The organism is Billgrantia aerodenitrificans (assembly GCF_021404405.1).
Classification (GTDB): domain Bacteria; phylum Pseudomonadota; class Gammaproteobacteria; order Pseudomonadales; family Halomonadaceae; genus Halomonas; species Halomonas aerodenitrificans.
Genome location: NZ_JABFTV010000001.1, coordinates 440,165 through 461,334, shown reverse-complemented (window position 1 = coordinate 461,334; position 21,170 = coordinate 440,165). Strand labels below are relative to the sequence as shown.

Genomic DNA, 21,170 nt, shown 5'->3' with positions numbered 1-21,170 from the left:
CGATACGGCTGAAAAACTCGGACCGACTCCAAGGAATTCAATTCATGAAAATCACCCGCAGCCGGGGCTTCACCGCCGAGCGTGCCTGGGGCGCCCAGGACATCGCCAACATGAACGGCATCACCACCCGCCTGCACTGGACCGACCAGCCCTACCGCTGGCACGTCAACGACGGTGAGGAAGTCTTCGTGGTGGCCAGGTGGAAATGCGCTATCGCCGCGACGGTGTCGAACATAGCCAACTGCTGGAAGTGGGCGACATTTTCTATGCCTCGGTAGGCACCGAGCATGTCGCCTGCCCGGTCGGCGAAGCCCGGGTGCTGGTTGTCGAGAAGGAAGGCAGCGTCTAGGCTCCGCTCAACTCCACCACGAAGCGCTCCCTGGGCCAGCGCACCTTGGCCTGCCCAGCCAGGCGATCTTGTTGCGTATCGCGATAGCCGAGCGCCAGCAACACCACACTGCGCAAGCCCTGCTCTTCGAGCCCAAGCAGGGCGTCCAGCGCGGCAGGATCGAATCCTTCCATCGGCGAGGCATCGACTCGCTGCGCTGCGGCGGCAGTCAAGGCCGTGCCCAGGGCGATATAGGCCTGCCGGGCCGCCCAATGGTATCGCGCCTCCGGCGTGGCGAAGCCGGCGACGGCGCCATGCAGTGCCTGCCGATACCCTTCCAGCTCTTTCGGGTCGAGGCCGCGGGAGGCGGCTGTCAGTTCGATCAGCTCATCCACATGCCGTCCATCCACCTCGGACCAGGCGGCAAAGATCAGCAGATGGGAGCATTCGCTGATCTGGGGCTGATCGCAGGCAGTGCGCCGGATGCGCTCGCGCAGTGCCGGCTCTTCGATCACCAGCACGCTGTAGGGCTGCAGGCCATAGGAGGATGGCGCCAGGTGCGCCGCATCGAGGATGTCATCCAGCGCTTTTCGCGCCACTTTCGTACCATTCATGCGCTTGGCGGCATAGCGCCAGTGCAGGGCTTCCATGACGGACATGATGTTCTCCCGGTTCAAGGTTTGGCCAAGGCCAGCGTCGGCGGTGAGGTGTGGTGCGAAGCACCACGGTGGAACAGCCCGGCACCGAGGGCCACCAGTACCCCCGCCAGGCCGAGGAAGGGCGGCACCGACTCACCCAGCAGCAAGACGGCGATCAGGGTACCGACCAGCGCCGCCACCATGCCGATCTGGCTGAGGTAGACGGGGCCGGCAATTTTCTGCAGCACGAAGTAGAAGACGTAGAGCACGGTGAAGACGGCGACTTCGGCGAACAGCAGCCGGAGCACATCGGCAGAGCCGAGCAGCTGAGTGAATTGACGCGCCTCGAACGCCAGCACGAAGGGGGCAAGTGCCAGGGCGCCTCCCAGCAGCATCAGCGCGGCGAGATAGACCGGCCCCGCCTCGCCGGGCCAGCGCAGGGTGCGGTAGATGTTGCCCAGCGCGATGATCAAGGGAATCGCCAGGACCAGCACGACCCAGCCCTGGGCACCCGACATGCCACCCGCCTTGGCCCACGCCAGCAGCACCCCGCCCGATAGCCCCAGCAGCACACCGCTCAGTCGCAGCGGGTTCATGCGCTCCATGCCCAACCCTACCGCGAGCATCCAGGTCACGAGGATCGGAAAGGCAAAGCTGAGCGAAACGAAGCCCGCCCCCACGTGGCGTACCGCCAGAAAACCCAGCGCATTGGGCAAGGCGAACAGCGCACCCGACACCAGCGCGTACTCGATGATGCGCCGGTCGAGCTTCATCGGCTGACGTTGCACCGCCGCGAGCGCCAGCAGCAGCACACCAGCACCGGTGACCGCCACCATCAGGAAACCAAGGCGCGGTGCGCCGGCGTCGTCGGCAAGCTTGGCCACGGCCAGCGAAAGCGCCAGCAGGCTGCCGACCAGCAGCAGGCAACCCAGGGCATACCAGCCGGTACGGTTGCTCGATAGCGTGGAATTGGTCATGATCGCCTCCTATAGCGCGGCAACGAGAATCTTGCCGAAAAGTATCTTAATGGAAAGATAAATATCCACATGAACCGTGTCAAGCACGCCGTTGCGCAATGGCAGCGGGAAATGCCCGATCTCGACCTGCTGCCGATGGAGGTGGTGGGGTATCTGAAGACTACGCAGTTGCTCACCCAGGAGCGGTTGCAGGTCTTTTTCAAGTCACACGGCCTGCAGGCCGGGGAGTTCGATGTGCTGGCGACGCTGCGTCGCGCAGGCGCCCCCTACCGCCTGGGGCCGACACAGCTGTTCGAGACGCTGATGATCTCATCGGGTGGCATGACCAGTCGGCTGGATCGGCTCGAGAAGGCGGGCCTGATCGTACGCTCGCCGAATCCCGAGGATCGACGCGGCACGCTGGTATCGCTGACCGAGAAGGGCATGGCGCTGATGGAGCGCATGATTCCTGAGCATGTCGAGAATGAAGCCAGGATGCTCGCCGCCCTGAGCCGCGAAGAGCAGCAAACATTGGGTGAACTGCTCGGCAAGCTGTTGGAAGGGTTGTCGGAAGAGTCCTGAGCCGGCCCGGCGGGGCTAGAGAAGCGTCAGCTCTCCCTGAAACAGCCCTCCCTGGAAAAGCTCGCCCTGCACCAGCCCCCGCTCATGCTCCACCAGCCAGCGCTTGCGCGGTAGCCCGCCGCCATAGCCGGTCAGAGTGCCGTTGGCGCCGATCACCCGATGGCAGGGCACCACGATGGAGATCGGATTGGCGCCGTTGGCCAGGCCCACGGCACGGCTGGCACCGGGCCGCCCTATCCTGGCGGCAAGCTCGCCGTAGCTGATGGTGGTGCCGAATGGAATGCCGCGCAGCGCCTGCCACACCAGACGCTGGAACTCGGTACCGCCGGTGGCCACCGGTAGCCCATCGAGATGGGACGGGTCGCCGGCGAAGTAGGCTTCCAGGGCCTCGCGCACGAGCACGGGTGCTCTGCCCCGGGAGAGATGATAATCGCGGTAGTGACGCGTCAGCAGGCGATGCAGGCGCTCGTCATTGCTGTCGAACTCCAGCGCCCGCAGCGCTCCCTGTTCGTCGCCGACCAGACTCAGTTCGCCCACTGGGGACGACATCAGATCAAGCCAGAGTTGCATCGCCTTTCTCCTGTCTCGCTTTAGCCCTGTCTCGCTTTTGCCTGCGTGGTTGCCGCATCGGCATGCCACAGGTGCATTACGGCGTAGGCACGCCAGGGCCGCCAGACCTCGGCGCGGGCCAGCAGCTCACGCGGCGTGGGGCGTTTGCCCTGCTCCGCCAGCGCCCGCTGTACGGCCACGTCCGAGGGCAGGAAGGCATCACTCTCCCGCAGCCCGCGCATGGCGATGTAGTGCGCCGTCCAGGCACCGATACCGGGCAGCGCGCACAGCTGCGCCACGCTGTCGTCGAGCTCGCCACGCCGCTCGAACAGCTGTGGCTGCTCACGGTAGGCCAAGGCCAGTCCCGCCAGGGCGCTGGCGCGTGCGCCGGGCATGCCGAGGGCCTTGATCTCCGCAAAGGTGAAGCGCTCGGGTGCGGGGAACAGCCGGTCCAGGCCGGGGACGAACGGTTCTGCCAACCGCTCGCCCAGGCGTTCGACCAGGCGTCCGGCAAGCCGGGTGGCGGCATCGACGCTGACCTGCTGACCGAGTATCGCGCGCACGGCGATCTCGAACGGGTCCCAGCCGCCCGGCACCCGCAGCCCCGGGCGGCGCTCGACCAATGGCGCCAGGGTGGGGTCGCGACCGAGCCCCTGGCGTATTGCCTCGGGGTCGGCGTGCAGGTCGAAGAGCCGCAGCAGCCGAGCGACGATGGCGGACGGATCGATAGGCTCGGGCAGACGCAGCGTGACATGCAGCGCCGTGTCGGCCGGAGCGTGGGTAACGCTCACGGAGCCCATCGCCCCCGCCTCGCGGAAGAGACGGTGATAGGCCTCGCCGTCGATGCGTTCCAGGCCGGCAATGGCGCGCCGGGCCAGAAAGCCGAGTATCGCCTGCCAGTCATAGGGAGGCCGGTAGGGCAAACGCAGCGTCATCTCGGCTGCTGGGGCCGCGCCGCCCACAGGGCGCGTTTCGGTCGAGAGAGTCATCGCTCCATTCTAGCCCGCTCATGGAAGACGTCCGCTGTTTTTTGCAGCGCTCGCGCCAACGAAAAGTGGCCCTAACGAATAACAAAAAAATGGCTCTTAGCAAGGTACCAGATTCATTTCACACTGGTCCTCACCCATCGCAACGCAGAGGAGCCACCCATGCCCATCCGCCAAGCCACCCGCAACGACCTGGAGCCACTCAGTCAGCTACTCGACGGCTACCGGCAGTTCTACCGCCAGCCGTCGGATCTCGAGGGTGCCCGGCAGTTCCTGCAGGCACGCCTCGAGCACGGCGATTCGCATATCCTGGTCCATACAGGCGGTGAGGGAGACCTGCAGGGCTTCGTACAGCTCTATCCTCTGCTTTCCACCGTGCGCCTGGCGCCGCTGTGGCTGCTCAACGATCTGTTCGTCGCCCCGGTGGCTCGTCGCAGCGGCGTCGGGCGCGCCCTGATGCAGGCTGCCAGGGAGCTGGCCCACGCCCATGGCGTCGGCCATCTCAAGCTCGCCACCGAGATCGACAACCGCACGGCCCAGGCACTCTACGAATCGCTCGGCTGGCAGCGCGATACCACCTTCTATCACTACGGCCTGCTGTTCGACACCCAGGCAGACCAAGGCTGAGCGGAGGCACCATGTACGTTCCCCCATCGATGCGGCTATCGCGTGAGCAGGCCTGGGATCTGGTCGAGCGGCACGCCTTCGCCACGCTGGTCGGCGCCGATCTGCAGGCCACCCACCTGCCCCTGACGCTGGAACGAAGCGAAGGCGAGCTCGGGGCGCTCTACGGCCACTTCGCCCGGGCCAATCCGCACTGGCGTGCACTGGACGGCAACCGAGCGCTGGCGATCTTCAGCGGCCCTCACGCCTATGTCTCGCCGAGCTGGTACGCCAGCCAGCCTGCCGTGCCCACCTGGAACTACCTGGCCGTGCACGCCACGGGGCGCCTGGAGCTGCTGGACGCCTCGGCCACACGAGAGCTGCTCGACCGCAGCCTGGCCCACTTCGAGCCCGCCCTGCTCGATTCGCTGGGCCGTGAGCACGACTACCTGGAGAAGATGCAGGCCGGCGTGGTCGGCTTTCGCCTGCGCATCGAAGCGCTCGAGGGCAAGGCCAAGCTCGGCCGACAACGCTCCCGGGCCGATCAGGAAGGGGTAGAAGCGGCCCTGGCACAGAGCGCCGACCCGCAGGCGCGCCAGCTTTGGCGCTACATGCAGAAACTGACAGACGAGGAGCGGCAAGCATGAACACGGTCACGCAGCCCGCAGACGCCCGGCCCCTCGGGGCCACCCTGCCCGACTGGCAGCCGGCAAGCAGGCCACAGCGCGCTTCCCTGCTGGGCGAGCGGGTTCGCCTCGAACCGCTGTCGGCCGAGCGCCATGCCGATTCGCTGTTCCCCGCCTTTCTGCAGCCCGGCGAGGGGTCACACGACACACCGCAAGCACGCTGGGCCTATTCCGGCGGCATGCCGTTCTCCGATGCCGAGCAGTGTCATGCCTGGCTGACCGAGCGGGCGCGCAGTGAGGATCCGCTCTTCTTCGCCATCGTCGAAGCAGCATCCGGGCGGGCCCTGGGGCTGGCCAGCTATCTCAACATCGTGCCGGAACATGGCAGCATCGAGGTCGGGCATATCCATTTCACGCCCGCGCTGCGACGCACGCCGGCGGCCACCGAAGCCATGCTGTTGATGATGCGCCATGCCTTCGCCCTAGGCTACCGGCGTTACGAATGGAAGTGCGATGCGCTCAACGCCGCCTCGCGGCGTGCCGCCGAGCGCCTGGGCTTTCGCTACGAGGGGATATTCCGGCAGCACCGGGTGGTCAACGGACGCAACCGCGACACCGCCTGGTACTCGCTGCTCGACGGCGAATGGCCCGCCGTCGAAACGCAGCTTGAGCGCTGGCTAGCGGCGGAGAACTTCGATGATGAGGGTCGTCAGAGGTCGTCGCTTTCCGCGCTGTCAGCCTAGGTTCAGCCATTCGCGAGCCAGCCAGCGCCCGACCCGCTCGATCTCGGCTTCCACGGTGCCGGCATAGCCCAGCACCAGGCCGGGGCGAGCGGGTGCATCGAGGTAGTAGCTCGACAGCGGCGAGAGCGCGATGCCCTGCTCCATGCCCTGCCGCAGCAGTTGGCGCTCATGCTCAGCCTCGTCGAGCCAGGCCACCAGGTGCATGCCGGCCTGCCCATCGGAAAGGCGCAGGCCGCGCGCCACGGCGGGGGCCAGGGCCTTGCGCAGCAGCGCCTGACGCCGGCGGTAGCAGTCGCGCATGCGCCGGATGTGACGTGAGAACTGGCCGTTGACGATGAACTCCGCCAAGGCAGCCTGTACCGGGTACTGCCCCTCGCGGTGAAGCCGCGCATTGGCTCGGCGGAACGGCTCGATCAAGGGCTCGGGCAGTACCACATAGCCCAGGCGCAGCCCGGGATACATCACCTTGCTGAAGGTGCCCACGTAGATGACGCGGCCATCGTCGACGAGCCCCTGCAGGGCAGCGATGGGGCGCTGCTCATAGCGAAACTCGCTGTCGTAGTCGTCCTCGACGACCCAGGCGCCGTGCCGCTCCGCCGCTTCCAGCAGCGCCAAGCGGCGGGACAGACTCATGGTCACGCCGCTGGGGTATTGATGCGAGGGTGTCACATAGATCAGTCTCGGGCTCTCGGCGCACGCCGCAGCCGCAACGCTCATCCCCTCGTCGTCCACCGCCACCGCCTGCAAATCGAGTCCGGCGGCCGCGAAGCAGGCCTGAGCGCCAGGGTAGCCCGGCTCCTCGATCCATACCTTGTCGCCGGGATCGCTGAGCAGCCGGGCGATCAGCTCGAAGCCCTGCTGGGCGCCCTGCACGATGAGAATCTGCTCGGGACGACAACGCACCGAGCGCGAGAGCTGCAGATAATCGGCCAGCGCCTCACGCAGCGCCGGCACACCGCCTTGGGCCTGATAGGCCAGCCAGTCCCGTGGCATGCGCTGTTGATGGCGGCGTACCAGCCGCTGCCAAGGGCCATGGGGGAAACGATCCAGCGCCGGCAGGCCCGGGGCCAGGATGGGGCGCTCCTGGCTGGCATGACAGAACGCCAGCAGCGACGTGCCGCGTGTGGAGAGCGGCGGCGCATCTGCTCGTGTCGGAAACGTCTGCGACGTAGCGAGCCCGGCCGTCACGGCCTGTCGCGATGACTGTCGAGCTGGCTGCTGCGTTGCGTGGGGAAAAGGCAGGTCGGCAACGAAGGTGCCCGAGCCATGGCGCGTCACCAGGAAGCCTTCGGCCAGCAGCTGATCGAAGGCGGCCAGCACCGTGTTGCGCCCCAACCCCAGCTCGCGTGCCAGCTGACGCGAAGAGGGCAGTCGCTGGCCGCAAGCCAGGCGCCCCGTCTGAATCCACTCGCGCAGCTGCTGATAGAGACGGGTGGCCAGGGGCTGGGGCGAGCCTCCTGCCAGTGCCAAGCCCAGTGCATCGGCCAGCCAATCGGCCTGACCGGGGCTGGCAGGTACGGCAGACAGCGCTCTGTCAGCTATCCCATTCATCCGCGATGACCCGATTGCGCCCCGTACGCTTGCCCTGGTAGAGATTCTGATCGGCGCGATGCAGGATCGCCTCGACCGTTTCCTCGGTACCGTGAAACGCCGAGACGCCACAGGTGATCGAGGCTTCAAAACGATGCCCCTCCTCCGAGGTGAACTCCTGCTCGAGCACCAGTTGGCGCACCTTTTCCGCCACCCCGACGGCTTCCTCGAGATCGGTTTCCGGCAGTAGCAGCGCGAACTCCTCGCCGCCCAGCCGCGCCGGAATGTCGTTGGTGCGCAATCGCTCCCGCAGCAGCTTGCTCACCTTGACCAACACCTGGTCGCCGGCGGGATGGCCATGGGTGTCGTTGATGCGCTTGAAATGATCGAAGTCGAACAGTACCACTGAGGTCGGCCTGCCGTAGCGACGATAGCGGGCCAGCTCCTGGAGCAGGCGCTGCATGAAGTAGCGTCGATTGAACAGCCCGGTGAGCTCATCGGTACGCGACAGCTGGCGCAGGCGCAGCTCGAGCCTCTTCTGCTCGGTAATGTCTCGCACCGTGCCGATCAGGATCTGGTCGTCGCCCTCGGGCATGTAATCGGCCAGCTCGTGCACCCAGCGAATCTCGCCGTTGGGCCTGATGATACGATGCTCCATATCGTGCTGCCCCTGTTGCTGAGCGCGCACGATGGCAGACTCGATGCTTTCTATGTCTTCGGGATACACCATGGCCTTGAAGGCCTGGAGACTGGGAGTGAAGGTCTTGGGGTCGACGCCGAAGATGTCGTAGATGACAGCGGACCAGTAAAGCTCGTTGGACTTGAGGCTCAGCCGCCAGTAGCCCAGCCGGGCGATTTGCTGAACGCGATGCAGGGTGCGTTTGAGGTGCGCGATCTCCTCGCGCGCCTCTTCGAGTTCACGACGAATACGCTGACACGAGCCGCCGCCAGAGCCGCTGCCATGCGCCTCTTCAGGGGAGCTCCCATCATCGATAAGGTTGTGCGAGCCCTTCATGACATCTCTGCGGCGGTTGTGAAACAGCTATGGAAAGCATACCTTTTGGCCCACAAGTTGACCAACGTTGTTTGAACGGTTGACAGCACTGCCTTACTCCACGAATTGCCCACCAGGCGTCGGCAACCGTCTCAGGTAGCGCGACAAGCCCACGGCGCCGGCCCGCATCATGGCATGGTGATTCCAGACCACCAGCGGACGTGCCACCCGGGCCAACAGGCTCATCCAGGGCCGTTCCGTACGCACCTGCCACAGATAATCCACTCGGGTGCCACCGCTCTCCTCACACAGCCGCCAGCGGCCGATGCCGGACACGTCGCCATCGGCCACGCCCTCGATCAGACACGGCTCGCAAACGCGGGTAATCCGGATATCGAACCACAGGTAATAGCCCAGATGGCTCTTCCAGACGAAGCGCTGCACCCGACCGATGCCGCCCTCGTCACCGGCCTCACGCTGCTCCACGCTCACCAGTCCGGGCCACCACTCGGGCCAGTGCAGCGAATCGGTCAAGGCGTCGAAAACCGCCAAGACCGGCGCCTCGAAGTGCCAGGTGGTAGTGAATTCAAAACTCGCCATGGCCCACGCTCGAATCACCAAGCCGCTAAGGATCGAAGTGGTCGGCCGGGAAGTCGGGGTCAAGTTGCACGTCTTCCAGCAGCACGCTCTCCATTCGCTGACCCCGCCGGTCGTAGCTCGCCACCCGCAGCGGAAAGAGGGTCTCGTCATCGAGCCACAGATCGTAGCGCGCCACCTCGTGCACGGCCCGGCCGGGCTCAGCCTCCACCACCACATGCTGCACCGGGCGGCCTTCGTGGGTCGCCGGCTCCAGGCGACGCGTGCTGCCATGCTGCTGCAGACGCTGGACGTTGCGCAGCAGCGTGCCGACGTCCGACTGGTCCACGCGATGACCTTGCGAGCTGCGCACCATGCGGTTGGTGGGTCTCAGCGAGAGTGCCGGGCGCCTGCCCGGCGAGCCGAAGGGCCACAGCTGTACCTTGCCCGTATCGTGACGATAGATCAGCACCGCGCCGCGGTAGGGCGTCTCCATGTCCATGCGCACATCGCCGGGACGCCGGTAGCTGTAATGGATGATCTCCTCGCCGCTGCTGCCCTGACTGCGCAGGGTCAGGCGATAGCCGGAGAGCGAGTCGATGCGTGCCAGCGCCTCGGCCACAGGGTCCGGTCCGGGTACATCGCTCAAGGCAAGCAGTAACAGCGGCAGCATACGGTGTCTCCAGCAGGTTCTTATTTGAGCCTAGCAGGGCCTACAGGCTTGGCGAGGTGGAGCCGCAGCGTGCGTGCTATCGTAGTGGCGTCAACCAACCCACGGAGAGGACAGATGAAATACCTTGGCGCCCATGTCAGTGCCGCCGGCGGACCCGACCAGGCCGTACTGCGCGCCGTCGAAATCGGTGCCGATGCCTTTGCTCTGTTCACCAAGAACCAGCGCCAGTGGCGTGCCAAGCCTCTCGACGACGCCACCATCGAGGCCTTTCGCAGCGCCTGCCAGGAGCACGGCTTTGGCCCCGGCCAGATCCTCCCCCACGACAGCTACTTGATCAACCTCGGCCACCCGGACAAGGCAGGACTGGAGAAGTCGCGCGCCGCCTTCCTCGACGAGATGCAGCGCTGCGAGCAGCTCGGCCTCACCCTGCTCAACTTCCACCCCGGCAGCCACCTGAAAAAGATCAGCGAGAGCGAGTGCCTGACCCGCATCGCCGATTCGATTAACCATGCCCTGGCCGAGACCCGCAACGTCGTCGCGGTGATCGAGAACACCGCTGGCCAGGGCACCAACCTGGGCTGGCGCTTCGAGCACCTGGCCGAGATCATCGAGCAGGTCGACGACAAGTCGCGGGTCGGTGTATGCATTGACACCTGCCACGCCTTCGCCGCCGGCTACGACCTGCGCACCCCGGAGGCCTGCACCGCCACCCTCGACGAGTTCGGCAAGGTGGTCGGCTTCGAGTATCTGCGCGGCATGCATCTCAACGACGCCAAGAGCGCATACGCCAGCCGTGTCGACCGCCACCACAGCCTGGGTCAGGGCAACATCGGCCTCGACGCCTTCACCACCATCATGCGCGACCCGCGCATCGACGATATCCCGATGGTGTTGGAAACCATCGAGCCCGACATTTGGGCCGAGGAGATCGCCTGGTTGCGCGCCCAGGTCGAAGAAGAGTGAACGCCGTCACTCCAACTCGACCAGGCCATGGCGCATCGCGTAACGAAACAGGCCTGCCAGGGAGTTGGTGTTGAGCTTGCGGTAGATGTTGCTGCGATGCGACTCCACCGTGCGGGTGCTGATGCTCAGCGCCTCACCGATGTCGCGGCTGCTCATGCCCTCGAACATCAGCTTGAGGATGGCCGTCTCGCGCGGGGTCAGGCGCTCCTGCTTCTCCTCCAGCAGCACCCGGGACACGCCGGAGCCGAAATGGCTGCGTCCGCCTGCCACCTCGCGCAGGGCGAACACCATCTGCTCGGCCGAGGCGTCCTTGAGTACGTAGCCGGCCGCGCCACAGGCCACCGCGCGGCGAATGTACTCCTCGTTGTCGTGCATGGTGAGCACCAGCACACGAATCTCGGGACAGGTGTCATGCAGGATCTTGCACGCTTCGAGACCGGACAGGCCGGGCATGGTGATGTCCGTCACCACCACGTCCGGCGCCAGCGCCTGAGCCAGCGACAGCAGCTCCTCGCCCGAACTCGCCTCACCGACGAGCTCAATGCCCGGCTGCGCCTCCAGCCGGTAACGCAGCCCTTCCAGAACCAGCGGATGGTCGTCCGCCAAAAGTACGCGTATAGACCCTGCCATCGACTCTCTCCCGACTCGTTCCGGTGGCACGCTGAAACGGCACCTTGATGCGTATGCGTACGCCCTTGCCGGGGGCCGCCTCGATCGCTAGCCGCCCGCCCAGCAGATCCACCCGGTCCTGGATGTTGCGCAGTCCCATACCGGCCCCGCCCTGCTCATGGCTCTGCTCGGCGCGCCAGATGAAGCCCTCGCCGTCATCGGCGATCTCGAGATAGACCCAGCCACGACGGCGCCGCAGCTTCACCCTGACCTGGCCAACGTTACCTGCGTGCTTTTCGATGTTGTGCAGGCTTTCCTGAGTGATGCGATACAGCGCCGTGGCCAGTACCGGCTGGCATTCGCCGCTGTCGAGGTTGGACTCGAAGTGAATGCGGACGGGTTTGCGCTCTACCAGGTCCGAACACAGGCTCTCCAAGGCCGCTACCAGGCCGAGGTCGTCGAGTACGCTGGGGCGCAGGTCATAGGCCAGCCGCCGCAGATCCTGAATGCCCGTTTCCAGAATGCGGTCTGCCGCTGCCAGGGTGGATGAGGCATCGACATGATCGCCGCGACCCAGCGCATCGTCGATGCGCTCGAGCTTGAAGCGTGCCGATACCAGCAGCTGATTGATGCCATCGTGCAGCTCGCGGGAAATCCGCCGCCGCTCCTTCTCCAGGAAGCTGAAGGTCTTCTGCGCCATCGTGACCAGCCGGCGATTCGCCACCCGTGCTTCGCTGAGGTTGACCGCCAGACCGATCACGGCGATGACGAGCAGGCAGGAAACGGTGAAGAAGGCCATCAGCAGGATGGTCCTGCGGGCGTTCTCCACCATATGATGCTCCATCTGGCCGACCACCTGCTCGATGTCATCCAGATAGAGCCCCGTGCCCACCATCCAGCCCCACTTCTCCAGGGCGATGGAGTAGCTCAGCTTGAGTACCGATTCGCCGCCTGAAGGCTTGTCCCAGCGATATTCGGTGAAACCGCCGCCTTCTTGGGCTTGCTCGATGAGCCGCTGGATCAGGAACTTGCCATCCTCGTCACGAAAGTTCCACAGATCCTGCCCGACCAGATGCTCGAGCCGTGGGTGGACGATGTTCAGCCCATCGTAGTCATAGACGAAGAAGTAACCGTCGGAGCCATACTCCATACGGTGAAAGGCATCCGCTACCAGCCCTTGCGCCACTTCTATAGGCAGCTCGGGATCCTCATAGATGTCTCGAATCGCCGTGTAGGCGAGTTCCATGTAGTTCTTGAGTTCAGCCCGCTTGGCTTCCAGCAATCCGTCCTTGAGTATTTCCGACTGCGCCCCGCTCAAACGCGCACTCTGATGAATGGCAAGAAACGTCACACCTGCACTGAGTATCAAAAGAGGCAGCAAGGTCAGCAGTGTCAACTTGGTTCTGAACGTGAACACTGGCGCGTTACCTTTACTTAATTATTATTCTTTTCGGCCCTGTCGACTTTTGGCTAATCACTGCCACTTATTGCAGTTGGTCGATGCAGTCGACAGAGCCTTTATCAGGGAGTTTTAAAGTAAAAACCCCGACTCACCATCCTACCACCCGGGGCAACCACAGCACCACATCGGGGAAGACGATGATCAGCGCCAGTGCCAGGATCTGGATCAGCACGAAAGGCACGGCCCCCTTGTAGATGTCGCCCGTGGTGATCCCCGGCGGTGCCACGCCCTTCATGAACAGCAGCGACCAGCCGAAGGGCGGCGTCAGGAACGAAGTCTGCAGGTTCATGGCGATCAGGATCGCGACCCACACCATCGACATGTCGCCCTGGCTTGCCAGGAACGGCAGGAACAGCGGCACGGCAATGTAGGAGATCTGGATCCACTCGAGGAAGAAGCCCAGGAAGAAGATCAGCAGCAGCATGAAGATCAGCGTGCCGTACATGCCGCCCGGCACCCATTCGAACATCGCCTCGATCAGGAACTCTCCGTCCAGCCCGCGGAAGGCCAGAGCGAAGACCTGGGAGGCGATCAGCACGAAGAAGATCATGCAGCTGATGCGCAGCGAGGTCTTCACGGTCTCGGAGAGCACCCCCAAGGTCAGGCGCCCGGACACGACCGTCAGCAGCAAGGCTCCCACGGCACCGACCGACGCCGCCTCCGTGGGCGCGGCCACCCCGCCGATGATCGAACCGAGCACGGCGAAGATCAGCAGCAGCGGCGGCACCACCACTTTGACGAAGTCCTTGCCCAGTTCCAGCTTGCTGACCGCGGCGCGCTCCTGCTCGTCGATGGCGGGCACGTCGGCGGAGAAGAAGAAGGCCAGCAGCAGCAGATAGGCCAGATACATGCCGGCCAGCAACAGGCCGGGCACCAGCGCCGCGGCAAACAGGCTGCCGACGGAAAGATTCATGATGTCGGCCAGCACCAGCAGCACCAGGCTGGGCGGGATGATCTGCCCCAGGGTGCCCGCCGCACAGATGGTGCCGCAGGCCACCGTCTTCTTGTAGCCGCGGCGCACCAGGGTCGGTAGCGCCATCAGCGTCAGGGTGACGATGGCCGCCCCGACGATGCCCGTCGCTGCACCCAGCAGCACACCGACGATGATCACCGCCAGGGCCATGCCGCCCGGCAGGCCGCCGCACAGGTGACCAATCACGTCGAGCATGCGCTCGGCGATCTTCGAGCGTTCCAGCATCACGCCCATGAATACGAACAGCGGGATGGCCAGCAGGGTGTAGTTGGCCACCACGCCGTAGATGCGCGAGGGCAGCAGCTCGAACAGCCAGCCGTCGAAGCCGATGAAGCCGAACACGAAGCCGACGAACGCCACCACGAAGCCCACCGGAATGCCGGTCATCACCAGCACGAAGAAAGCCACGATCATGGCCAGCGCGTAATATTCCAAGGGCATGGCTCAGGCTCTCCCAGTGTAGTGTTGAACGAGGCGTCGACCGTTCTCGAGCGCCTGGCGCAGCGACTCGGCCGCCACGAAGACGAAGCCGACCACCACCATGGCCTTGGGGATCCAGCGCCAGGGAAGACCGGAAGAATTGGGTGAGCGCTCGCCGCGGATGAACGAGGTCTCGGCGAACGGCAAGCTGTAATGGATGATGAGCAGCGCGCAGGGCAGCGCCACCAGCAGTGCGGCGATGAGGTTCAGCCACAGCATGCCGACCGGGCTGAAGCGGCTCGACAGGATGTCCACGCGCACGTGATCGTCGAACTTCATGGCGTAGGCGATGCCCATCATCGCCATGACCGACAGCAGGTACCACTCCAGCTCCTGGGCCCACACCGCACCCAGGCCGAAGGCATAGCGGCTCAGCATATTGCCGAAGATCAGCGCGATCATGATGAGCATGGACAAACAGCCGATGAAACCGGCCAGGCCGGTTATTCGCTCGAGTGCACGCTCGAGCCAGGTACACAGACGCAGCATTTCAACTCCCCCTCTGGGCGGGCGCCCAGCGGACGTCAAAGGTGGGGTAAGCGCGACCCGAGTGGGTCTGGAAGGAGAGCGCTCGGCGTTACGGACTGCCTCTCGGCCGAGCGCCCGGCCGACGTCAGATCATGCCCTGACCGTAGCGGCTGATGGTGTTGGCGAAGACGCCCTCACTGTTGGCGTGCCAGCCATCGTGCTTCTTCTTGAACGCCCAGAAGCTGTCGTTGATGCGCTTGACCAGCGGATCCTTGTTGGCTTCGGTCGTGAGAATGTCACGGGTGGCCTCGAACAGCGCCCGGATGACGTCGTCGGGAAGGGTCTCGAACGCCACGCCGTGGTTGTTGACCAGGTCGTCCAGGGCGTCGCCGTTCTGGGCCTCGATCCAGGTGTGAGAAGTGATGTTGCAGGCGGCAGCGGCGTTGTGGAGCACGGCCTGGAGATCGCTGGGCAAGGAGTCGTAGGCGTCCTTGTTGACGATCACCTCGGTGGTGGTGGAGGGCTCGTGCCAGCCCGAGGAGTAGTAGTGCTTGGCCGCGTTGTGCAGGCCCAGGGCACGGTCGAGATAGGGCCCCACCCACTCCGCCGCGTCGATGGCGCCACGCTCCAGCGCCGAGAAGATCTCGCCGCCGGGGAGCAGGCGGGCGTTGGCACCGATGGCGTTGTAGACGTCGCCGGCCAGCCCCGGCATGCGGATGTTCAGGCCGCGGAAATCCGCCACGCTTGTCACCGGCTCGCGGAACCAACCCACCGGCTGCGCGCCGGTACAGCCCACTGCCAGCGGGATCAGGTTGTAGGGCTCGTAGGTTTCCTTCCACAGCTCGTAGCCGCCGCCGTGGGCCAGCCAGGCATTGAAGCCCTGGAAGGTCATGCCGAACGGCACGGTGGTGAAGTACTGAGCGGCAAACGACTCCCCGGCCCAGTAGTAGGAGCAAGCATGGTTGAGCTGCACCTGCTGGCCGCGGGATACCGCATCGAAACCGTCGAAGGCGGGGATGAGCTCACCCGCGCCGTAGACACGAATCTTGATACGCCCGCCGGACATCTCTTCGACTCGTCTGGCGAAGTCCGTCGCGGAGCCGGGGCCAGACTGGAAGAAGGGGAAACCGGATGGCCAACTGGTGGTCATACGCCAGTTGAAGGTTTCCTGAGCCTTGACGATGCTCGGTGCCATCACGGTACCCACTGCGGCGGCACCGCCATACTTGAGGAAATTACGCCTGTTGACGCTCATGGCTATATTGACTCCCGGCGTGCTCGATGAAGTAGCGCGCTATCGAGCAATGCCCTCGTTTGTTTTAATGATTGAATCGCGAGCTGGTCAGAAAACTGACCTGGGGAGAATAAAACGAGGGATATCAAATTAAATCCGGAGAGCTGCGTAATTTACCCTGCGGCCATCCCTTAGTCAGAAATACGGATAATGCCTCCGTAGAATTACGCAACGTTGCACTGGATACTAGCCAGAAGTATATACCTGGAAATATATTTCAATAATTCCGATAAAAAAGCAATAGCGACACGGTTCCGCACGGCAACACGAGCTCGGGTAGACATCGAGCCAGCCAGGACAGAAGCGACTCGATGGCGGGTCGTTCGGTGAGGCTGCACTCCGGGCCGCGGCAGCGCCAGCCTCAGGCGAGACGGCGTGTCCGCTTTTTCTCGCGATGCGTTAAAACTTAGTCCACGCCTTCAGGTCAAAGCATTTGTCGGCCGGCGAGAAAGCTGCCACGCTCGATTTACTGGCACGCCTCTCGTAGGGACAAGGACTGACGTCCCGAGGGTCGCCCCATTCACCCGCAGGAGGACATGCGCATGGGTATCATCGGAATGCTGACCGTGAGCGTGGCCGCAGTGGCGCTTTCGGCTCTGGCCTACACCATGAGCGAGAAGCAGAGGCACCCCATCCGCAAGGAAGTGCGTATCGAGGAGGATGAACGCGTCCCTCACCGGCAACGCTCGCGGCACGACTGAGCGTCAGCGCATCGATATCGCAGCCCCCGGCACCTCTGGTGTCGGGGGTTTTTCATGCCCCGGCCCACGCCGCAGCAGCTGCTGCACCTGCCACTTCGCTCCAGTGGATAGCGTCTCGAGCCCGGTGGATAGCATCTCCAGAAAGTGCACTTCACCATTCTGCAGCACCGCCTCCGGCACCCCGTCGCGATAGAGCAGACGATTGCCCGACACCGCCGGTAGTCGCTGTCCGGGGGCGAGAATGCCCACCAGGTTGAGCGGGTCGGCGGCGGCCACCACCACGCGGGTGCCGTCCGGCTCCCGGCGGCGCATGGCCTTGAGTGCCCCCACTGCCTCGGCCAGGGCGAACTGCTCGCCGGCAAACTGCTGCACGAAACGCCCGCCGCGAATCTCACCGCGCGCCTCCAGGCGCCGGTAGACATACAGCAGCTCGCGCCAGGGCGGCAGAGCCGGCTCGCGTTCGATCACTCGCCGAAACACCACGCCGTAGCGCTCCAACAGCACCCAGGCGATATGCTCCAGGCTCTCCATGTCCGTCGAGATGCGGCGCTTTTCCGGCGTATCGTCGCGCTCCGGCGCGGGCAGCCACGACCAGCGCCCGGCGGCGTCCACTCCCGGGGCTTGCCGCCGACGCCGACGCCCGCTCGCAGCAATGGGCGGACGCTTGCTGGCCGGGGCGATCAGCGCCCGCAGGCCGGTGAAGCTGTCGGAAGTGACCAACCCCCACGAGGCCAGCTCGCCCAGCGCCTCCTCCACCTGGGTGCGCAGCATGTGGGCGGGGCCGAGCAGGTCGGCGAAGAACATCGCCCCTCCGCCCTGCAGCGCATTCAGCACCCGGCGCGCCCCGCCGGAGAGCGGCAGCTCCTCGACATCGGGAGCCGGCGCGGCCTGACGCCAGTCGTTCAACGCCTGGCGCTCGATCAAGGCAATCGGCGTGTTGCGCAGCGGGCCTGGGCGCTGGCGTTCATCGCCTTCGGCGATTCTAGGCGGCAGCAGGCGCAGCCAGATGAAGCGCCCGCTGGCGAGCAACTGATCGAGCATGTGCGGCGAGAAATCGGCCACCCGCGCCGGCAGCACGTCGCTCTCCCAGGCACCGGCCGCCACGGGAAAGCCCTCCAGCCGCTCCACCGCTGCGGCCAGCGCCTCCGGCCCCTGCGGCCGCTCGGTCAGGCCGTGCCAGTCGAGCAAGAAGCGCAGGTAGTGCTGGATGCTCACCGGCTCGATCTCGGCACGACGGCGGTCGATGGCGTAGCGATGCATGCGCGCCAGCAGGCGCCGCTCGCACCAGGCCACCTGGCTACCGCCGAGGAAAGCTCCTTGCAGCACGAAGCCCTCGACCTCGAGGCGCGCCAGCGCCGCCATGCAGCGCTCCAACAATACGCCGAGAGGCGCGGCCAGACTGGCCGCCGTGACCGGCCCCAGCGTCTCGAGCCGAGAACGCAGCAGCTCGGTCAGCGCCTCGTCAGACGAGGCCGGCGCCGTTCCCAGGGCTTCAATGGGCGGTTCGACCACGGCTTCGGGATAGAGCGCCAGCAGCTCGCCCAGGCGCTCCGCCGCCGTCCACAGCGGTTCGCCGTCAGGTGGCACGATGACCGCGGCACGCCTGTTCCGGGCGAGTGCCTCGAACCAGGACCGCCAGTCGTCTTCGGCTTCGTGCATGGCGATGAAGCCGCTCATCACCAGCGCGTCGTGCAGCTCGTCGACATCGCGCGGCGCGGGCCAGGCCTCTTCGCGCACCCGGGCGACCACCTCCGGGGCATAGCGCGCCGAGGCGGCGGCCTCGGCCACGTCGAGCGGAGCGCCGGTGCGCACGCTGAGGGTGCGCCGCTCCTCCTGGGCACCGTCGTCGAGGAAGGCGTAGGGACGCGCATTGACCACCTCCTCGGAGAGCGGCGAAGGCACCGCCAGGTCACGACCGCTGACGCCGATCTCGCCGGCTTCGAGGCGCACCAGCAGACGCTCCAGGCCGTCGATGTCCATGGCCTCGGTCAGGCAGTCGTGCAGGGTCTGGTCCACCAGCGGATGATCGGGCAGCTCCCTCGCTCCGGCCAGGTTCTCGGCGCAGGCGAGCTGATCGGGAAAGACCACCGAGAGCAGGTCCTCGGAGTCCTGGCGCTGCAGCTGCGGCGGGCGCCGTCGGCCGTTGCGGGTACGCGGCACGGCCAGCCCCACCGAGGCGTTCCAGCGCCAGCGCAGACCGAACATCGGCGCGTCGAGCAGCGCCTGGATCAGCACCTCGCGCACCGTCTTGGCGTTGAGATAGCCCCACACCTCGTCTAGGGGAAAGCTATGAGTTGGCCCCAGCGACAGCACGATGCTGTCCTCCAGCGCCGCCGCCTGCAGCTCGAAGTTGAACTTGCGACAGAAGCGCTTGCGCAGCGCCAGCCCCCAGGCCCGGTTGAGCTTGGAGCCGAACGGCGAATGCAATACCAGGTGCATGTCGCCGGCCTCGTCGAAGAAGCGCTCCAGCACCAGATGGTGCTGGCTGGGAATCACGCCTAGCGCCGCCCGCGCAACGGCCAGATAGCGCACCAGCTGCTCGGCGGCGGCCGGCGCCAGGCCGTACTCGGCTTCCAGCCACGCTTGGGCCTCGGCTTCGTCGCCCTCGGCCAGCTGCCGGTCGATAGCCTCGCGCAGCCGCGACACCGCCTGCGACAGCTCCGCCGTACGTGCCGGCGCCTCGCCGAACCAGAACGGGATGCTCGGCGGTGCCCCGCGGGCGTCCTCCACGTAGAGCTTGCCGGTGGCGAGCTTGAGGATGCGATAGGCCTGGTTGCCGAGCTGGAAGATGTCGCCCGGCATGCTCTCGAAGGCGAAATCCTCGTTGACGGTGCCGACACGGATTTCTTCCGGCTGCAGGATCACGTCGTAGTCGAAGTGGTCGGGAATCGCCCCGCCGTTGGTCAGAGCGACGAGCCGCGCATTGCGCCGCGGCCGCAGGCGGCCGTTGACCCGGTCACGGTGCAGATAGGCCCCGCGTCGCCCGCGCCGGGTGGTGTAGCCATCGGCGAGCATCTGCACAACCGCGTCGAAGCGCTCCTCGCTCAGCGCACGGTAGGGCCAGGCGGCGCGGATGCGTGCGAACAGTACGCTCTCCTCGGTTTCGCCCGCCCCGGCGACCTCGGCGACGATCTGCTGGGCCAGCACGTCGAGCGGCCCCTCGGGGATGTGCAGCCGGTCGAGCTCGCCGGCCTGCACCGCGCCCATCAGCGCGGTGCACTCAACCAGGTCGTCGCGGGTCAGTGGGAACAGCCGCCCCTTGGGCACGCGCCCCACACCATGACCGGAGCGCCCCACCCGCTGCAGGAAGGCCGACATCGAACGCGGCGAGCCGAGCTGGCAGACCAGATCCACCTCGCCGATGTCGATGCCGAGCTCCAGCGAAGCGGTGGCCACCAGCGCGCGCAATTCGCCCTGCTTGAGGCGCTGCTCGGCGTCCAGGCGGTGCTCGCGGGCCAGGCTGCCGTGGTGCGAGGTCACCCACTCATTCCCCAGGCGGTCGGCCAGGTGGCGCGCCACCCGCTCACAGACCCGCCGGGTGTTGGCGAAGATCAGCGTGGTGCGATGCTCTCTCACCAGTTCTGCCAGGCGGTCGTAGACCTCCTCCCACACCTCGTTGGCCATGATGGCAGTCAGCGGCGAGCCGGCTACCTCGATGGCCAGGTCGCGCCGGCGCACGTGGCCGGTGTCGACGATGGTGCAGTCGCCACCACCGGTGAGGAACGCCGCCACCGCCTCCACCGGCTTCTGGGTGGCCGAGAGCCCGATGCGCTGCGGCGGGTGCGCGGTGAGCCCGGCCAGCCGCTCCAGCGACAGCGCCAGGTGCGAGCCGCGCTTGGTGCCGGCCACCGCATGAATCTCGTCGACGATCACCGTGCGCACGCTGGAGAGCATCCGTCGCCCCGAGTCGGACGTCAGCAGCACATAGAGCGACTCCGGCGTGGTGACCACGATATGCGGAGGACGCTTGCGCATGCGCTCGCGCTCCGACGAGGTGGTATCGCCGGTGCGCACCCAGGCGCGTATCTCCGGTGCCTCCCGACCATCTACCTCAAGCCCCTCGGCGATACCGCGAATCGGCGCCTGCAGGTTGCGCTGGATGTCGTTGGAGAGCGCGCGCAGCGGCGAGACGTAGAGCACCACCGTCTCGTCGGGCAGCTCGCTGTCGAGCCCACGCCGCACTAGCCCATCGATGGCAGCGAGAAAGGCCGCCAGAGTCTTGCCCGAGCCGGTGGGCGCGGCGATCAGCACATGGCCGCCCGCGCCGATGGCCGGCCAGGCGCGCGCCTGCACCTCAGTAGGCGTACCGAGGTCGCGTGCGAACCAGTCGCTGACGGCGGTATGAAAGGCATCGAGCGGCATGGGCGCTCCGGAAATCGCTTTTCTACAACGTAATCGAGTGCGAGGAGATACGCGATGTTCCCGGGCAGTCTCCG

Annotated in this window: 20 protein-coding genes and 1 pseudogene; 7 read left to right on the top strand and 14 right to left on the bottom strand. The window is 65.7% G+C overall.

Annotated elements, in window-relative coordinates; translation table 11 throughout:
• Positions 1–44: 44 nt before the first annotated feature.
• Positions 45–349 (top strand): annotated as a pseudogene (locus tag HOP59_RS02240) (cupin domain-containing protein).
• On the opposite strand, the gene HOP59_RS02235 reads toward HOP59_RS02240, so the two are convergent.
• Positions 346–987 carry a nitroreductase family protein gene (locus HOP59_RS02235; protein ID WP_234252664.1) on the bottom strand — a complete coding sequence of 214 codons (642 nt, stop codon included), beginning with the start codon at positions 985–987 and terminating at the stop codon, positions 346–348. The pseudogene HOP59_RS02240 and the gene HOP59_RS02235 overlap by 4 nt on opposite strands.
• Positions 988–1,001: 14 nt before the next feature.
• Positions 1,002–1,943 carry a DMT family transporter gene (locus tag HOP59_RS02230; RefSeq protein ID WP_234252663.1) on the bottom strand — a complete coding sequence of 314 codons (942 nt, stop codon included), beginning with the start codon at positions 1,941–1,943 and terminating at the stop codon, positions 1,002–1,004.
• Positions 1,944–2,012: 69 nt separating this feature from the next.
• Here HOP59_RS02230 and HOP59_RS02225 point away from each other — a divergent pair, with 69 nt between their 5' ends.
• Positions 2,013–2,504 (top strand): MarR family winged helix-turn-helix transcriptional regulator, encoded by a 492-nt coding sequence (locus HOP59_RS02225; protein WP_234252662.1) that lies wholly within the window; start codon positions 2,013–2,015, stop codon positions 2,502–2,504.
• A 15-nt stretch (positions 2,505–2,519) separates the two neighbouring features.
• Here the strand turns inward: HOP59_RS02225 and ogt are convergent, their stop codons facing one another.
• Positions 2,520–3,074 (bottom strand): methylated-DNA--[protein]-cysteine S-methyltransferase, encoded by a 555-nt coding sequence (ogt, locus tag HOP59_RS02220; RefSeq protein ID WP_234252661.1) that lies wholly within the window; start codon positions 3,072–3,074, stop codon positions 2,520–2,522.
• A 20-nt stretch (positions 3,075–3,094) separates the two neighbouring features.
• Positions 3,095–3,988 carry a DNA-3-methyladenine glycosylase family protein gene (locus HOP59_RS02215; RefSeq protein WP_234252660.1) on the bottom strand — a complete coding sequence of 298 codons (894 nt, stop codon included), beginning with the start codon at positions 3,986–3,988 and terminating at the stop codon, positions 3,095–3,097.
• A 213-nt stretch (positions 3,989–4,201) separates the two neighbouring features.
• Here HOP59_RS02215 and HOP59_RS02210 point away from each other — a divergent pair, with 213 nt between their 5' ends.
• Genes HOP59_RS02210 through HOP59_RS02200 form a run of 3 tightly spaced genes read left to right on the top strand, consistent with a single transcriptional unit; the run spans position 4,202 to position 6,011 of the window.
• Positions 4,202–4,666 (top strand): GNAT family N-acetyltransferase, encoded by a 465-nt coding sequence (locus tag HOP59_RS02210; RefSeq protein WP_234252659.1) that lies wholly within the window; start codon positions 4,202–4,204, stop codon positions 4,664–4,666.
• An 11-nt stretch (positions 4,667–4,677) separates the two neighbouring features.
• A complete protein-coding gene (locus HOP59_RS02205; protein WP_234252658.1) occupies positions 4,678–5,289 on the top strand; it encodes an FMN-binding negative transcriptional regulator in 612 nt (203 codons plus the stop codon).
• Positions 5,286–6,011 carry a GNAT family N-acetyltransferase gene (locus HOP59_RS02200; protein ID WP_234252657.1) on the top strand — a complete coding sequence of 242 codons (726 nt, stop codon included), beginning with the start codon at positions 5,286–5,288 and terminating at the stop codon, positions 6,009–6,011. The genes HOP59_RS02205 and HOP59_RS02200 overlap by 4 nt, the downstream gene beginning before the upstream one ends.
• Here HOP59_RS02200 and pdxR read toward each other — a convergent pair.
• The 4 genes from pdxR to HOP59_RS02180 form a co-directional block, all read right to left on the bottom strand.
• Positions 6,003–7,562: a MocR-like pyridoxine biosynthesis transcription factor PdxR gene (gene pdxR / locus HOP59_RS02195; protein WP_234252656.1), complete on the bottom strand. Its 1,560-nt coding sequence runs from the start codon at positions 7,560–7,562 to the stop codon at positions 6,003–6,005. The two genes, HOP59_RS02200 and pdxR, sit on opposite strands and share 9 nt — an antisense overlap.
• Positions 7,546–8,556, bottom strand: a complete 1,011-nt coding sequence (locus tag HOP59_RS02190) for a GGDEF domain-containing protein (RefSeq protein ID WP_234252655.1) — start codon at positions 8,554–8,556, stop codon at positions 7,546–7,548. Before HOP59_RS02190 ends, pdxR begins: the two co-directional genes overlap by 17 nt.
• Positions 8,557–8,649: 93 nt before the next feature.
• The gene (locus HOP59_RS02185) at positions 8,650–9,135 is read right to left on the bottom strand and encodes an SRPBCC family protein (RefSeq protein WP_234252654.1); all 486 of its coding nucleotides are present in this window, start codon (positions 9,133–9,135) and stop codon (positions 8,650–8,652) included.
• 25 nt (positions 9,136–9,160) lie between these two features.
• Entirely contained in the window at positions 9,161–9,784 is a 624-nt protein-coding gene (locus HOP59_RS02180; protein ID WP_010629785.1) for a LolA family protein, read from the bottom strand.
• Positions 9,785–9,898: 114 nt separating this feature from the next.
• Here HOP59_RS02180 and nfo point away from each other — a divergent pair, with 114 nt between their 5' ends.
• Positions 9,899–10,747, top strand: coding sequence for a deoxyribonuclease IV (nfo, locus tag HOP59_RS02175; RefSeq protein ID WP_234252653.1), 849 nt, complete (start codon positions 9,899–9,901; stop codon positions 10,745–10,747).
• Between the two features lie 6 nt (positions 10,748–10,753).
• Here the strand turns inward: nfo and HOP59_RS02170 are convergent, their stop codons facing one another.
• From HOP59_RS02170 to HOP59_RS02150, 5 genes are all read right to left on the bottom strand, one after another.
• Complete coding sequence (locus HOP59_RS02170; protein WP_234252652.1) at positions 10,754–11,377, bottom strand: response regulator; 624 nt, start codon at positions 11,375–11,377, stop codon at positions 10,754–10,756.
• Positions 11,286–12,752, bottom strand: coding sequence for a cache domain-containing protein (locus HOP59_RS02165; protein ID WP_234252651.1), 1,467 nt, complete (start codon positions 12,750–12,752; stop codon positions 11,286–11,288). The genes HOP59_RS02170 and HOP59_RS02165 overlap by 92 nt, the downstream gene beginning before the upstream one ends.
• A 154-nt stretch (positions 12,753–12,906) precedes the next feature.
• On the bottom strand, positions 12,907–14,232 hold the full coding sequence (locus tag HOP59_RS02160; RefSeq protein WP_234252650.1) for a TRAP transporter large permease: 1,326 nt from the start codon (positions 14,230–14,232) through the stop codon (positions 12,907–12,909).
• Between the two features lie 3 nt (positions 14,233–14,235).
• Positions 14,236–14,760, bottom strand: coding sequence for a TRAP transporter small permease subunit (locus HOP59_RS02155; RefSeq protein ID WP_234252649.1), 525 nt, complete (start codon positions 14,758–14,760; stop codon positions 14,236–14,238).
• A 124-nt stretch (positions 14,761–14,884) separates the two neighbouring features.
• Positions 14,885–15,994 carry a TRAP transporter substrate-binding protein gene (locus tag HOP59_RS02150; protein WP_234252648.1) on the bottom strand — a complete coding sequence of 370 codons (1,110 nt, stop codon included), beginning with the start codon at positions 15,992–15,994 and terminating at the stop codon, positions 14,885–14,887.
• A gap of 581 nt (positions 15,995–16,575) precedes the next feature.
• On the opposite strand from HOP59_RS02150, the gene HOP59_RS02145 reads away from it, so the two are divergent.
• On the top strand, positions 16,576–16,734 hold the full coding sequence (locus HOP59_RS02145; RefSeq protein WP_234252647.1) for a hypothetical protein: 159 nt from the start codon (positions 16,576–16,578) through the stop codon (positions 16,732–16,734).
• A gap of 3 nt (positions 16,735–16,737) precedes the next feature.
• Here the strand turns inward: HOP59_RS02145 and HOP59_RS02140 are convergent, their stop codons facing one another.
• On the bottom strand, positions 16,738–21,096 hold the full coding sequence (locus tag HOP59_RS02140) for a DEAD/DEAH box helicase (RefSeq protein WP_234252646.1): 4,359 nt from the start codon (positions 21,094–21,096) through the stop codon (positions 16,738–16,740).
• Positions 21,097–21,170: the final 74 nt, after the last annotated feature.